13 protein-coding genes are annotated in these 13879 nt (G+C 43.9%); all 13 read left to right on the forward strand.

What is annotated here, in order from left to right; translation table 11 throughout:
• Nucleotides 1-97: 97 nt before the first annotated feature.
• The 13 genes from JXL83_07730 to JXL83_07790 are packed head-to-tail and all read left to right on the forward strand — an operon-like array spanning nt 98 to nt 13764.
• A complete protein-coding gene (locus JXL83_07730) occupies nt 98-1399 on the forward strand; it encodes a MiaB/RimO family radical SAM methylthiotransferase (GenBank protein MBN2364006.1) in 1302 nt (433 codons plus the stop codon).
• A gap of 28 nt (nt 1400-1427) precedes the next feature.
• Nucleotides 1428-2465: a PQQ-binding-like beta-propeller repeat protein gene (locus tag JXL83_07735; GenBank protein MBN2364007.1), complete on the forward strand. Its 1038-nt coding sequence runs from the start codon at nt 1428-1430 to the stop codon at nt 2463-2465.
• Nucleotides 2437-3555 (forward strand): PQQ-binding-like beta-propeller repeat protein, encoded by a 1119-nt coding sequence (locus tag JXL83_07740; protein ID MBN2364008.1) that lies wholly within the window; start codon nt 2437-2439, stop codon nt 3553-3555. The genes JXL83_07735 and JXL83_07740 overlap by 29 nt, the downstream gene beginning before the upstream one ends.
• A 7-nt stretch (nt 3556-3562) precedes the next feature.
• Complete coding sequence (locus tag JXL83_07745; GenBank protein MBN2364009.1) at nt 3563-4060, forward strand: gamma carbonic anhydrase family protein; 498 nt, start codon at nt 3563-3565, stop codon at nt 4058-4060.
• Entirely contained in the window at nt 4053-5177 is a 1125-nt protein-coding gene (locus JXL83_07750; protein ID MBN2364010.1) for a 2-oxoacid:acceptor oxidoreductase subunit alpha, read from the forward strand. Before JXL83_07745 ends, JXL83_07750 begins: the two co-directional genes overlap by 8 nt.
• A 13-nt stretch (nt 5178-5190) precedes the next feature.
• Nucleotides 5191-5745 carry a 2-oxoacid:acceptor oxidoreductase family protein gene (locus JXL83_07755; protein ID MBN2364011.1) on the forward strand — a complete coding sequence of 185 codons (555 nt, stop codon included), beginning with the start codon at nt 5191-5193 and terminating at the stop codon, nt 5743-5745.
• 8 nt (nt 5746-5753) lie between these two features.
• Nucleotides 5754-8717 (forward strand): hypothetical protein, encoded by a 2964-nt coding sequence (locus tag JXL83_07760; GenBank protein MBN2364012.1) that lies wholly within the window; start codon nt 5754-5756, stop codon nt 8715-8717.
• An 11-nt stretch (nt 8718-8728) separates the two neighbouring features.
• Nucleotides 8729-8944 (forward strand): 4Fe-4S binding protein, encoded by a 216-nt coding sequence (locus JXL83_07765; GenBank protein MBN2364013.1) that lies wholly within the window; start codon nt 8729-8731, stop codon nt 8942-8944.
• Nucleotides 8941-9807 carry a 2-oxoacid:ferredoxin oxidoreductase subunit beta gene (locus tag JXL83_07770; GenBank protein MBN2364014.1) on the forward strand — a complete coding sequence of 289 codons (867 nt, stop codon included), beginning with the start codon at nt 8941-8943 and terminating at the stop codon, nt 9805-9807. Before JXL83_07765 ends, JXL83_07770 begins: the two co-directional genes overlap by 4 nt.
• Nucleotides 9797-10735 carry a GDP-mannose 4,6-dehydratase gene (locus tag JXL83_07775; GenBank protein ID MBN2364015.1) on the forward strand — a complete coding sequence of 313 codons (939 nt, stop codon included), beginning with the start codon at nt 9797-9799 and terminating at the stop codon, nt 10733-10735. The genes JXL83_07770 and JXL83_07775 overlap by 11 nt, the downstream gene beginning before the upstream one ends.
• Entirely contained in the window at nt 10732-11832 is a 1101-nt protein-coding gene (locus tag JXL83_07780; protein ID MBN2364016.1) for a glycosyltransferase family 4 protein, read from the forward strand. Before JXL83_07775 ends, JXL83_07780 begins: the two co-directional genes overlap by 4 nt.
• Entirely contained in the window at nt 11829-12848 is a 1020-nt protein-coding gene (locus JXL83_07785) for a flippase-like domain-containing protein (protein ID MBN2364017.1), read from the forward strand. Before JXL83_07780 ends, JXL83_07785 begins: the two co-directional genes overlap by 4 nt.
• On the forward strand, nt 12838-13764 hold the full coding sequence (locus JXL83_07790; protein ID MBN2364018.1) for a glycosyltransferase family 2 protein: 927 nt from the start codon (nt 12838-12840) through the stop codon (nt 13762-13764). The genes JXL83_07785 and JXL83_07790 overlap by 11 nt, the downstream gene beginning before the upstream one ends.
• Nucleotides 13765-13879: the final 115 nt, after the last annotated feature.

A 13879-nucleotide genomic window follows, 5' to 3' on the forward strand; every position in this document is an offset into this window, starting at 1 on the left:
AACCCCGCTGGATTTTGAGTCCAGTGCGTCTACCAGTTCCGCCACTCCGGCAGGCAGAAAAAGGCAATTATAAACATCATTTTTTGACAAAGCAAGAATGAAAAATTTTTTTATAGATTTCAACGGATGTCAGAGAAACCACATAGACGCCGAACTGATATCGGCGGCGTTGAAGAAAAATTCCTTTGACGAAGTTCACGCTCCGGAGAGAGCGGATGTTTTGATTTTCCTTGGATGCGGATTTACTGAAGATGCAAGAAAAGAGAGCATAGAAACAATACTCGAGATGTATCTTGCAAAAAAGAAAAAATCCGTTCTCGTCGTCGGAGGATGTATTTTCAGAAGACACAAGGCAGAATTAAAAAAAAATCTGCCTGAAGTCGATCTTTGGGTGGACGGCTCCAACCCGGCTTTATTCCTAAAAACTCTTAAAAACACCGAGCAGACGGATGATTTTTCTCTGCCTGAACTCGATGGACCGAGAAACAGAATGGGATTGTTTCATGTCGGGCTCGTAAAAATTTCCGAGGGCTGTCTCAACAACTGCTCGTATTGCGCAATACCGTTTATTAGAGGACCTTTAAGAAGCAGAGAAATAAAGCATGTCACAGACGACGTCAAAAGACTCCAGGACGAGGGATGCACTGAAATTATACTCGTGTCGCAGGATTCGACGGCGTACGGGAAAGACAAAGCAGGTAAAAGTCTTATGCCGAAACTTTTGGGTAAAATGGAAAAATGCGTATATCCCGGGGTGAAATACAGGATACCTTACCTTCATCCTAATGGAATTGACGACAGACTGGCGGAAAAAATCGCTGGAACTGAAAAAATGATAAAATGCCTCGATATACCGGTTCAGCATTTTTCCGACAAACTGCTTAAAAAAATGAACAGAAATTCAACCGGCGCAGAACTCGTGGATCTGTTTTCGAAACTTCGTCAAAAAATTCCGGGGTCGGCCTTCAGGACCACTTTTATAGTCGGATTTCCAGGAGAGACAGACCGAGACGTCGCGAAAATTATAACCGCTTCCAGGAAAATCGGTTTCGAAAGATCCGGTGTATTTATATACAGCCGGGAAGACAACACACAGGCAAAAAGTTTTCAAAATATACCCGCTAGAAAAACAGCCAGAAAAAGATATTTCGAAGTAAAAAAAAACCTGGACGTGGTAATGCTCGGCAAAGACAAAATGCGGGAAGGTCTTAAAATCCAGGCGATAATTGACGGTTACGCGGGTTCTTACGCCGTCGCGAGAACCGATTGGGACATGCCTGATGTCGACAAGGCGGTTTTCATTAAAGACGAAAAAAGAGAGTTACAGAGCGGAATATGGACAAACATAAAAATCGTGAAAGCGACAAAAAATGCCTTATACGCGGTCAAAGCGGACTGAAAAACTTTTTTTGTATCTTTTGGCGTCAATGTTTTTTGTCCTTAACTTCTGCGTTTCGTGCTCGAAAAATTCGAAAGAAATTTTTAGCAAGATAGATTCCACAAATTATTTTGTATTGTTTTCGGATTCGATGGACGGTGAAATCACTTCGTGGGACGCGTCCGGAGATTCGGCTCTGATGATAGGGACTTCCACCGGAAGAATCGCGCTTTATTCACTGAAAAACGGCAAGATTCTCGACGATACTTTTTTCGACGGGTCCGTGTCTCAGATAAACTGCGTCAGTGAAGGGTGTGCCGTCCTTTTCAGCGACGCTTACGTCAGGCTTTTTGACGAAAATTGGTCCATGGTCAGGGAATTCAGGATTTCCAGAGGCAGATACATGCCTTCGGCGGAAGGCCCCGGAAAGATATTCTATCAGAAGCTTGACGGTGAGATATTTATATTCGACCACGAGGTCCTCTACGTTTCAGAAATAGACATAACACAAGCCAAGGGAGTCGGAATGAGAAGGCCTGTAAAAAACAGCGGAAAAATTCTGTTTCTGACGAGAAAAGCACTCTGGTGCCTCGATTCAAAAAGCGGAAATATTTTGTGGTTTTCTCCTTTCGAAGGTGCGGCAATTCCGGCTGATTTTGCCGTTTCTGACGACACGGTATTTGTCTCGTTTGACGACGGGACACTTCTCACCGTCGAAAGCTTCGACGGGAGAATACTGATGAGCCGTTCACTTTTCGAAGGTGAGGGGTTTGTCTTTGACGTCCAGTGCGAAGACATGTATTATATTGCAGAAAACGGTGATATAGGTGTATATTTCAGGGGATCTGAAGAATTTCTCTGGAATCTCAGAACAGGCAATGTTTATTTGACCAAGCCTTTGACGGACAGCGAAAATGTCCTGTGCGTAAGTATATCAGGTCAATTTCTCGCCGTTGACAGGTGGACAGGAAGAGTGAATGAGGCTCTTATGCTGCCTTTGCAAAACGTGAAGTATTTTGAAAAATCGGGAGAAATTTTTATAGCCGCGGGAGGGAACGGTGTTTTTTGCGTCATCGGCAAAAAATGAAAAGTGTTTGCATACAATCTTTTTTTTATTAACCGGTTTATTGGTTTTGTCATGCTCTTCGCTTCACGAAGCGAAATACGATTTTTCAATTTACGGCGGAAGCCGCGATCATTCTCCTTACAGAACAAAAGGCGTCGAAGAGTTCGGAAAAGAACTCTTTTTCGCCGTTCAGATAAGACCGGTCGGAGTTTTTATTCATGAAACCGGTTATGCTGTATTTGCATCAGACGGAGAAATTTTATTTTTTGATCCCGCAGCGGGCACCTTGTCCGTAATTAAAGAGACCGGCCGATATTTTTCTTCGGTAATACAGTCCGGTCAATACTTTTTCGCGGTTTGCGAAGACAGCGTTCTGATCAAACTTGACGCCGGTTTTTCTTTGGTTTGGGAAGTATCACTTGAAGAAAAAATAATTTCCCTGCCCGTGCTAAATGGCGGCAATCTGATATTGATCACTGAAAACGGTGTGCGAGGTGTTTCCTCTTCGGACGGCTCTACCGAAGCCCGCGTCGAAGGGTTGAATTTCACGGGCTGCGGCAGAGTCTCTCCCCTTGTAAACGAAGGTAAAATGTACGTCCCTTCTGCCGGAGGAGAGATTTTATGTTTCGATCTCAAAAAATTCACGCTGTCCTGGACTTATTTTACGGGAAGCTTTTTTCCAGTCAGATCGGTTCCTGTTATGACCGGATCGAGACCATCGGTTTTTGACTGCGCCGGAACATTCCACATCTTAAATCCCTCGGACGGTTCTCTTTACGGAAAATTCAGATTGCTTCCTATCTCTTCTCCGTCTTTTGCCGCAGTTGACGGAGACGAAGTAGTAGTTTCTAGCCTTTTCGGAGACAAAATCGTTTTTTCATATTCTCTGAAGAATAGTGAGATGAACTGGATCAAAAAAGGATTTTTCGGACAGCCTTTCATTTTCAAAGACGCCCTTGTCGTGGCTTCCGACAGTTCATTAACTGTACTCGACAAAAACGGAAATGTTATCGAGAGCTATACTGAAAATTCAGGAGTAACCAGTTATTTCATACATCCGCAAGCCTTTTTCATGTTTTCGGATGAAGGATTGAGAATTATATCAAAGTGAGGAAAATATGCCCCAAGTTTTTCTGAGCGACCGAGCCGTGGTTGAAGGAGACGTGAGGCTTGGACAAAACGCCAACATCTGGCACTGCGCGGTTTTGAGAGCCGACATAAATCACATCGAAGTAGGCGAGAACACCAACATTCAGGACGGATGCATTGTTCACGTAACGCACGTACTTCCGGCTGTAATAGGAAAAAATGTAACAGTGGGACACGGCGCCATAGTACACGGGTGCAGGATTGAAGACAACGTGTTGATCGGCATGGGGGCCGTAATACTGGACGGTGCCGTGGTCGGAAAAAATTCCGTCGTAGCGGCCGGTGCAGTCGTGCTCGAGAATCAGAAAATCGAAGAGAATTCGCTTGCGGCCGGAATACCCGCGAAAATTAAAAGGGCTGTATGCCAGGAAGAGGTGCTAAAGATTTCCGAATCCGCCGCTGAATATGTTAAACTTGCACAAAAAAAATTAAAAGAGACGAATTTCGACAGGAGGATTGATGATTAAAAAAATGATGCACGGCAACGAAGCCTGCGCGTATGGAGCCATAATAGCCGGCTGCAGATTTTTTGCCGGTTATCCGATTACGCCATCGAGTGAGATCGCCGAAGAAATGGCGGTCATGCTTCCTCAAGTCGGAGGAAAGTTCATACAGATGGAGGACGAGATAGCTTCGATGGCCGCAATTATCGGTGCGAGCCTCAACGGAATAAAATCCTTGACCGCGACATCCGGACCGGGTTTCAGCCTCAAACAGGAGAACATCGGTTACGCGTGTCACGCCGAAATCCCGTGCGTTATAGTCAACGTTCAGAGAGGGGGCCCTTCGACGGGCAGTCCGACGATGCCTTCACAGGAAGATTTCATGCAGAGCAGGTGGGGAACTCACGGGGATCATTTCATAGTCGTGCTTTCTCCGAGCAGTGTTCAGGAAACTTTCGAACTGACAATCAAATCGTTCAACATTTCCGAAAAATACAGAACGCCCGTGATTCTTTTGATGGACGAGATAGTCGGGCACATGACTGAAAAAATGATATTACCGGAACCTGGAGAGGCGGAAATAATAGAAAGAAAAAAACCCGGCGTGGAACCCGAAAACTTCAAACCGTACGAGACCACTGATGACGGAGTTCCGCCCATGGCGGCATTCGGAAGCGGTTACAGACATCATGTCACGGGACTGATGCACGACGACACGGGTTTTCCCACAAACGACAACGCCAAAATAAAAGCGCTTAAAGACAGATGGAAAAAGAAATTTGACATGGCGCGTGATTCTATTGTGATGACGGAGCTGATAGATGCCGAGGACGCCGAGTATCTCGTTTTTTCGTACGGCAGTTCGGCCAGGTGTGCGAGGAAGGCCGTAAAAATGGCGCGTGAGAAAGGTGTCAAAATCGGACTTATGAAAGCTTTGACACTATGGCCGTTTCCCGACAAAGAGCTGGCGAAAGCCTCGGAGAAGCTTAAGGGAATAATCGTCGCCGAAATGAACATGGGTCAGGCGATACGCGAAGTGGAACGTGCAATACCGAAAAACGTCAAAGTTCTTGGTGCAAACAGGTACGACGGCGAATCGATGCACCCCAACGATATTCTAAACGTTATAGAAAAATTTTAAAAGGGGACAAGGAATGTCTTTTCGTTACGAAATCAGATTGAGCGGCGCAGGCGGGCAGGGTTTGATATTGATAGGAAAAATCCTCGCCGAAGCCGCGGCTATATTCGCAGACCTGAACGCGACCCAGAGCCAGTCATACGGACCTGAATCCCGAGGCGGAGCCAGCAGGAGCGAAGTAATAATATCGGATGAAGACATAGATTATCCGAAAGCCGGACAGGTGGATTTTCTGCTGGCGATGACACAGGAAGCTTTTGACAAATACTCGGGAATGACGAAAAACGGCGGCGTTATTGTCTACGACAAGGAACTCGTTCACTCGCCCAAAGAAGTCGAAGGAGTAAGAGTGTATCCTTCCGACATAACAAGCATCGCGGTCAGAGACCTTAAAAAACCTATCGTCGCGAACATGGTCGCCCTCGGGATAGTCGTGAATCTTTCGAACATACTTCCCGTTGAAACAGTAAAAGAAGCTATAAAGTCGAGGGTTCCGAGAGGAACCGAGGACATCAATCTTCAGGCTTATGAACTTGGTTACGAAAAAGGGAAAGAGCTTCAGGGGCTTTAAGGCCATTCTTGAAAAGCGCCGAACTTAAACTTCTGACGCCTCTTCAGAGGAATTTGGAGGAGATTTCCGGATGGGGCAACCACATGCGGAAATACGCTTTTTTCATTGAAAGCAACTACGAATCTCTGATGGAAGAGCTGGCACGGAAAAATTTGTCCGACGAAATTCACCTTTCTCACAGCCTTCCGGATTTCGACAAACAGATATCGAGAGAGATGGCCGTAATAGCCGGACTCGAAATAGAATGCGCGGACAAAGTGAAGCATCTGGGGACTTATTATGCAATAAAACTTGTCCAGCTCAACGTCACTACTATAGATTTCATAAGACCCGCGGTCATCAAGTCGGATCCTCTGAAAGCATACGAGAATTTCATGCGCGAAATCGGATGGAAATTCAGATCCCTGACGTCAATATTTCTCGAGAATCTGATACCAATCCTTTCAGCAGACCTTAGAATCCCGCCATTTATAATAGCGAGTGTAGGCACAAGAACAGACATGGACGACATAGATGCCGCCGTAATAACCGTTGACAGCGACACAAAAGATCTCGACAAACTGCTGAGCCGAGTCAACAAAGTGATGACCAAGTACGGAACCACGATGCATTTTCATCTGGCTGAAAGCATAGACAATGGCAAATACAGCGCGACTGTAGCGGAATTCATCGGTTTTGCCGTTCAAAATGTTTCAAATTTTGTCTTCATAACCGAAATAATCGGCGCGAAGAGAATTTATGGGCCGCATAACCTGATGGAAGAATTTGAAGAAGAGGTATTTCAGCTTTTTTATCCGGAATATTCTCCCGACGTCAGGTATCACGAAGCGTATCTCAGGATGATTTTGGGCGAGATAAGAATTTATCTCAACAGAAAGATTGAATCGGAATACATAAATCCGAAAAACGACGCTCTGAGAATGATAAAAGCGCTGATAACAGTTCAAAAGACAAGATACGGTATATATAAAAAAAATCCATGGGCAGTGCTCGATAAACTTAAATATTTTGATTCAAAGAACTGGGACATCTACAAAGCCATTGGAGAAAGTCTGGCTTTTGTCGAAACTCTGAGGTTTTTGTTCATGCTCTATGGAACACAGGAAGAACTGATCCAGCTCGATGTTCCTGAAAACGTGAACACGCTTAAGCAGATAGCAGGGATAATGGGGATTGACTCCATCGGTGCTGTGTCTAGCTTAGAACACCTCCTTATAAGATATTACGACCATTTGAGGCGAGTCAAGAAAATCGTAGAATTCATGCTCGATGACTGCCGGGAATACCTGAAAAGGATAACTCTCATAAATGAGGTCCTCACGGAAAACAAGGGTAACCTCGCCGTCAATTTCGCGAAAAATTCTGACATTTTCAAGGGTTCCGATTTCTGGGACGACATACTCGAAGCCTTCTCACTGGACGATTTCAGGCTTTTGCGGGTATTCGCGAGAGATTATCTCTCTCTTGATCCTAGGTTAAGGAAAGTCATCCTCAAAGGACTTTTTTCGCGCATCGAGTACACTTTTGACGGTCTCGTATCATTCATCGTCATGTTAGGAACTCAAAAAAACTACAAAGAGATGTTGCCGGTCAGGGATGAGTTTCTTTTGTACCTGACAAACAGCTTTCAAAACACACCGGATCTTCTTTTTTCACTCGTCGGATTTTTCGAAAAAAACAATATAGGGCTCTGCCTTCTTCTCGAAAGTATTGACAGAGAAACTCTTCTAAAAATAAAAGAAACCTTCGCCAATCTCAGGGAAGATTCCTCTGAAAAGAAATCTAAAAAATCAAAAAACTACAATTTCAAGAATGTTCTCAACATTTACGCTGAAGGCAGCCGCTATTTCAGAAAATATTTCCAAAAAATCCTTCTTTCCGACCCATGGATAGTAAAACTGATAGAATCCGAGGAAAAAATCGAAGACATATGCTCGGGAATATTTGCCGAGATATCGAGAACTGTCAACAGACAGACTCAAAAGTCGCTTTTGACGCGATTTTACAATCTGAAATTCTTGAACATCGGCCTCGAAGCAATAGGAGGTAAATCTTACGACGGGATTTCAAAGGATTTTATTGAGCTTAACAACGATTATCTGGTCACGCTTTTCGACGTGTGTTTTCTGGAATTGGAAGAGCAGAAATCTTTGAGGTTAAAAGGGGAAGACCTTTTTTTGTTTTTTATAGTGGGCAGTCTCGCCCGAGAAAGTTCATTCAACGATGACATAGACATACTCGTCATTATGGACACGGAAGAGACCGACCTATTTACTTCATACAATAAAATTCTTTCGAGAATGAGCAGAGAAATAGTAAAGACAGGCACCATTCCGCAGTTCAGACTGGCCGATCATTTCGGCACATACGTGACTAAAATGAGCGATTTAAAGTCATTTTTCCAAAAAAACACATCTGACACTTTCATCGAAAAATCCCAGATCCTCGAGTCAAAATTAATTACCGGCTCTGAAATGTTTTTGGAAAAATTCAAAAGCGAGCTGATAGAAGAAGAAATTTTCACCAAATGGGACATTTTCGCTAAAAAAATGCTCGATGAAATAACAGGCAGACACGAAAACAATTCCGATTTCATATACAATGTCAAAGAAAGCCCCGGTGGAATAAAAGACATCGAGATGATTTTTCTAATATTGAAAGCCAAATACGGAGTAGTCTTCAAATACGGGGAAGAACTGGTCCAGGAGCTGGCGGAAAGAATGCCGGCAACATCGGATCTCGTCGCTAGAGCCGCCCTTTATCTCAAGCAATTGAGGGAAATAAGACAATTCATGAGATTAACAGTATCAAAAACGAATGTAATAGATACGACCGAACTTTCCAGAAATTTTAAATCTTCTGTGATTCCATACAACGGCAGAAATTCTTCCGATTTTGAAGAATATTACCGCAGATTGATGTCAAATTCGAGAGAGAATCTCGAGAAATTAATAGGTCTCGTTTTTATATAGGAGGTCAAGTTTTGCAGACAAAAAAATTTAAGATCACGGTTGACGAAAAGCTTTGCAAGGGATGCGAAAACTGCGTCACTCAGTGTCCCAAAAAAGTTCTCGAACTCAACTTGTTGCAGAAAGCTTTCGGCGCAAGACAAAACGACTGCATAGGATGTCTCAGGTGCGAGTATGTCTGTCCTGATTTCGCGATAACTGTAACCGAAATTGAAGGAGACTCAAAATGAAAACCGAAATAGTCCTGTCCTATCTCAGAAGGAACAAGCTGCCTCACATCTGGTGCCCCGGATGCGGCCACGGCATCATCCTGGGTTCTCTCATAAGAGCCATACACAAGACAGGTTGGAAAAAAGACGACATAGCTCTCGTCTCCGGGATAGGCTGTTCGAGCAGAACTCCAGGATACGTCGACTTTAATACTCTTCACACCACTCACGGAAGATCACTCGCTTTCGCTGCCGGCATTAAATTTTCCAATCCGAAACTCAATGTCATATCAGTGATGGGGGACGGCGACGCTGTAGCGATCGGCGGTAATCATTTCATCCACGCCGCGAGAAGAAACCTTAACATCACTGCCCTGGTGTTCAATAATTACATTTACGGAATGACCGGAGGCCAGTTTTCTCCCACGACTCCCCAAAAAGCCATAGCTTCGACGACTCCTTACGGCAACATTGACGGTAATTTCGACATTACGGCTCTGGCGACAGGCGCGGGAGCAGGTTTTGTCGCAAGAAGCACCGCGGTGCACGTTCCGGCCCTTGACGACATAATTTTCAAAGCGCTGACATACGACGGATTCGCTGTCGTCGAGATATTGAGCTTTTGCCACGTTCAATTCGGAAAAAGGAACAAGTTGAAAACATCTTTCAGCATGATAGACTGGCTGAAAGGTATGACATTACCCTTTACTGCCTACGAAAAACTCGACCCGGAGGCAAGAAAAGACAAAATACCGGTTGGCATTTTCAAGAATGAACCGACTGAAGAATATTCAAAAAAATATGAAAAACTTATCGTTGAGCCAAATCAGTCGAAAAACAGTATTTTAAAGGAATATTGCAAAGCAAAGCTTTATGATTTATGATATTTCTTTAAAAACTGTACTTGTTACAGGCGCTGATGGTTTCGTCGGAGGAATGGTTGCGTCAAAATTATCCCGCGACAAACGCTTTAAAACAGTCGGAACTTCGCTTTCTGAAGTCTGTGATGAAAAAAAAGAGTTCGATCTTGTCACGATAGATATTACGGATTTCAAAGATGTCAGGAAACTCATCGAAGAAACCAGACCGGACATTGTCTATCATTTCGCCGCCCAATCTAGCGCAGGATATTCTTTTAGCGACGCTTCGACGACGTTTAAAGTCAATTTTGAAGGTACTATTAATTTTCTTGAGACCATGAGGGAAACCGACATAAAATTCATTTACGTATCATCTTCAGAAGTATACGGCGACACGGGAGGAAGAAAAGCGACTGAAAACGATCTGGTCGCGCCTCTCAGCCCGTATGGAGCGAGCAAGGCCGCGGCTGAAATAGCTGTTTTGCAGTATTCGCGGTCATTCAACATGAATTGCTCGGTGATCAGACCTTTTCCCCAAGTCGGAAAGGGCCAGAACGGCAGGTTTTTTATCCCGTCAATGGCCAAACAAATAATGGACATTAAAAAAGGCATTCTGGCGCCAGAGATTAAAACAGGCAATCTAGGACCTGTAAGGACATACATAAGCGTTGAAGACGCAGTAGTTTTTTATCTGGCGATGATAGATAAAGCCCAAAAGGGAGAGATATACAACCTGGCGGGCAGACAAGACATCAGCCTTCTTCAAATACTTAACATGATGAAAGATATTGCGGGAGTGGAAGCCGAAATAGTTCAAAGCGACGATTTGCTGAGGGCTTCTGATCCGGAGTTCCAGCTCGGTTCACCGGAAAAAATAGAAAAGACGACGGGCTATACACCAAAAAGAAAAATAGAAGATGAGATAAGGGAAATACTGGATAATTACAGATGAAAATACTTCTTATAAATTGGGGAGACAGAAAAAATCCTTACGGCGGAGGCGCAGAGATACATCTCGAGGAAATTTTCTCAAGAATAGCACGATCGGGCAATGAAATATATCTTTTGTGTTCAGCATTCGAAGGTTCAAAAAAAGAAGAAGTGATTGACGACATAAACATCATTAGGACAGGAAGAAGAGCCACTTTCAATTTTGACGCCAGGAACTTCTACTTAAAAAAATTGTCGAATGAAAAATTTGATCTCCTCGTCGAGGATATTAACAAACTCCCGTTTTATTCACCTCTGTGGTCAAAAGTGCCGGTCCTGCCGGTTGTGCCTCATCTGTTCGGCACAACGGTTTTCAGGGAAGCTTCCGTTCCCCTCGCTTTCTACGTATATCTCTGGGAAAAAGGTCTTTTAAAAGTTTACGGAAAACTCGACATCGAAGTCATATCCGAATCCACAAAAGAAGATCTCGTCAGGCGCGGATTTGACGGAAACAGGGTGCACGTCATCCACTGCGGAATAGATCATAATGTATACAATCCCGGAGGAAGTAAAAGCGCGACACCTCTCATAGTCTACGTCGGGAGAATAAAAAAATACAAAAGAGTAGATCTTCCCATCAAAGCCGTAAGTATATTGAAAAAAGATTTTCCTGACATAAAACTCGTCATAGTCGGAGAAGGAGACGCTTCGGCGGAACTTAAAAAACTGGCGTCGAAATTGTTGAGACCCGAAGATTACGAATTCACGGGCTTCGTGACCATGGAGGAAAAGATTTCCTGGATGAGGAAGTCTCACGTAGTCATGAACACTTCTGAAAAAGAGGGTTGGGGACTTACCGGCGTGGAAGCCAATGCGTGCGGCACGGCTGTCGTCGCGTCCGACTCGCCGGGCATAAGGGATTCAATAATTGACAATTACTCGGGGATTCTCGTAAAACACGGCGACTGCAATGCGCTGGCCGACGCGGCCGCGTCTTTTCTTAATAACGAAAAATTAAGAAAAACAACAGAAAAAAACGCACTCGAAAGGGTCAAAGAACTCACGTGGGAAAACGCCGCAGAAAAAACATCGAAGTTAATTGAAAGAATTTTGACGTGAAAAAGAAAATAAAAAATCTCGCATTTTTCGCGCTTAAAATGATAATTTCTTCAGCTATCCTTTTTGTCGTTTTTTTTAAAGTCCAGAAAGATCAAGGCGCGTTGTGGGCTGAATCACACGGCGGGGAAAACCTCTGGCTCGGAATGATCGGTCTCGTCCTGTCGAGCAATCCTTTTTTAGTTGCGGCGGCGGTTCTTTCGAACATTGCGGGTATAATGCAGTCCGTTATCAGATGGCACGTTCTTTTGACGTCTCACGGCAATAAAATAAAATATTTCACGACAGTAAAAATCCAGTTCATCGGATATCTTTACAACAACATCCTTCCGGCTTCCATAGGCATGGACGCTATAAGAGGAGCCTACGCCTATTCGATAACAAAAAAGAAAGGCGAGGTTCTCAGTTCTCTTTTAGCGGACCGGTTTTTCGGACTGATAGGCATGATCCTCCTCGGAATAATCTGTTTTCCGTTTTACTTCAATGTCCATCTTGCTTTCCTTATATTTGCCGTAGAAGTCGGTGTTTTGGTTTGCATGGCGGCTTTTCTTATCCTTTTTTCAAACGACAGATTTTTCGCTTTCATAACCGGATATTTCAAAAAGCTCCACATTTTCAAAATAGGATCGAGATTTGTCACGCTATACGAAGCTTTCAAAAATTACACAGACAAACCTACAACAGCAGCCAAAGCAATATTCTTTTCGATGCTTCTTCAGCTTTTTCTGACTTTTAACATGTTCTTTCTGGCAAAGGCCTTGAATCTCACCGGTGTTTCTTTCGGATCTCTACTCGGCTATCTTCCTTTTATAAACATAGTTTCGATGATACCGACACCGGGGGGACTGGGTCCGAGAGAGGCGTCCGTTGTGCTCCTGCTCGGAAACGCCGGCTGTTCGTCTGCGGAAGCTCTTACGCTTTCTCTTTTTTATTACACAGTCTCACTGGCCGTCAGTCTCAGCGGTCTCGTCTTTTTGCCTATGATGAAGTTCGGCAAAGGAGGAATGGATGAAGTTTGATTACACGGTGATAATACCCGCCTGCAACGAAGAAGAAAATATGAATGAACTTTTTGCGAATCTCACTGCTCTCGAAAAAAAAAGCGAAATAAAATTTGAAGCCGTTATAGTAGACGACGGCAGTACTGACAACACTCCGGCTCTCGCCGACGAATTGGCTCAAGGAAAAGAATGGATAAAAGTAATACATCATCCGAGGAGACTCGGCATAACAAAGGCGCTCGAGGCGGGTCAGGAAGCCGCGGGGTCTGACGTTTTCGTTTTTTTTCCAGCGGATCTTCAGTTCGACGTCGAAGACATTCCGAGAATGGCTGAGCCCGTGGTAAAAGGAATTTACGACATAGTCACCGGGGCAAAAATAGGAAAATACGAAAAGAAATTCGTATCGGGCATATACAACACGCTGGGCAAAATGCTGTTCAAAATACCGGTTAAAGACATGAATTCAGTCAAAGCCTACAACCGCAAATCAGTCCTTTCCATACCTTTGAGAAAGGAATGGCACAGGTACATAGTTATTCTCGCCCACGAATCGGGAGCAAAAATAGGAGAAATTGAAGTAAAACTCTATCCGAGAAAAAGCGGGAAATCTAAATTCACACCACTTAGAATACCCGTGGGACTTCTCGACCTTTTGGGTGTTTTTTCTGAAGTCAGGATAATGAAAAAACCGATGCTCGTCTTCGGTACGATGGGAATAATCTCGATGGCTTCAGGAGCCGTCGTCGCTTTAACCGCCCTTGTCCTGAGGATTTTATCTCACGGCTACAGACCTCTTCTTTACCTCGTTATATTGCTTGTCCTCGGAGGTTTTTTGTCATTCATGCTTGGAATAGTCGGAGAAAAGCTAGCCGGTATTTCGAAGAGGCAGGAAATGATTCTCAAAAAGCTCGACCGGATCAGCAGAAAAGACTGATAAATAAAATTTCTATATTTAAAAATACAATTTCTACCACGAAGTTATAAAATTTGTGATACAAATTTTATAAAGAAATATTTCTTTATGATTTTCTTCACTTCGTGAAGGAAAA

It is taken from the genome of candidate division WOR-3 bacterium (assembly GCA_016934535.1).
In the GTDB taxonomy this organism is placed as follows: Bacteria; SDB-A; SDB-A; order SDB-A; family SDB-A; genus JAFGIG01.

Excerpts from the sequence above, each read along its gene's own strand:
- JXL83_07750 (MBN2364010.1), top strand. The coding sequence starts at position 4,053 with ATGATTAAAAAAATGATGCACGGCAACGAAGCCTGCGCGTATGGAGCC.
- JXL83_07770 (MBN2364014.1), top strand. The coding sequence starts at position 8,941 with ATGAAAACCGAAATAGTCCTGTCCTATCTCAGAAGGAACAAGCTGCCT.
- JXL83_07755 (MBN2364011.1), top strand. The coding sequence starts at position 5,191 with ATGTCTTTTCGTTACGAAATCAGATTGAGCGGCGCAGGCGGGCAGGGT.
- JXL83_07780 (MBN2364016.1), top strand. The coding sequence starts at position 10,732 with ATGAAAATACTTCTTATAAATTGGGGAGACAGAAAAAATCCTTACGGC.
- JXL83_07735 (MBN2364007.1), top strand. The coding sequence starts at position 1,428 with ATGTTTTTTGTCCTTAACTTCTGCGTTTCGTGCTCGAAAAATTCGAAA.
- JXL83_07730 (MBN2364006.1), top strand. The coding sequence starts at position 98 with ATGAAAAATTTTTTTATAGATTTCAACGGATGTCAGAGAAACCACATA.
- JXL83_07745 (MBN2364009.1), top strand. The coding sequence starts at position 3,563 with ATGCCCCAAGTTTTTCTGAGCGACCGAGCCGTGGTTGAAGGAGACGTG.
- JXL83_07775 (MBN2364015.1), top strand. The coding sequence starts at position 9,797 with ATGATTTATGATATTTCTTTAAAAACTGTACTTGTTACAGGCGCTGAT.
- JXL83_07790 (MBN2364018.1), top strand. The coding sequence starts at position 12,838 with ATGAAGTTTGATTACACGGTGATAATACCCGCCTGCAACGAAGAAGAA.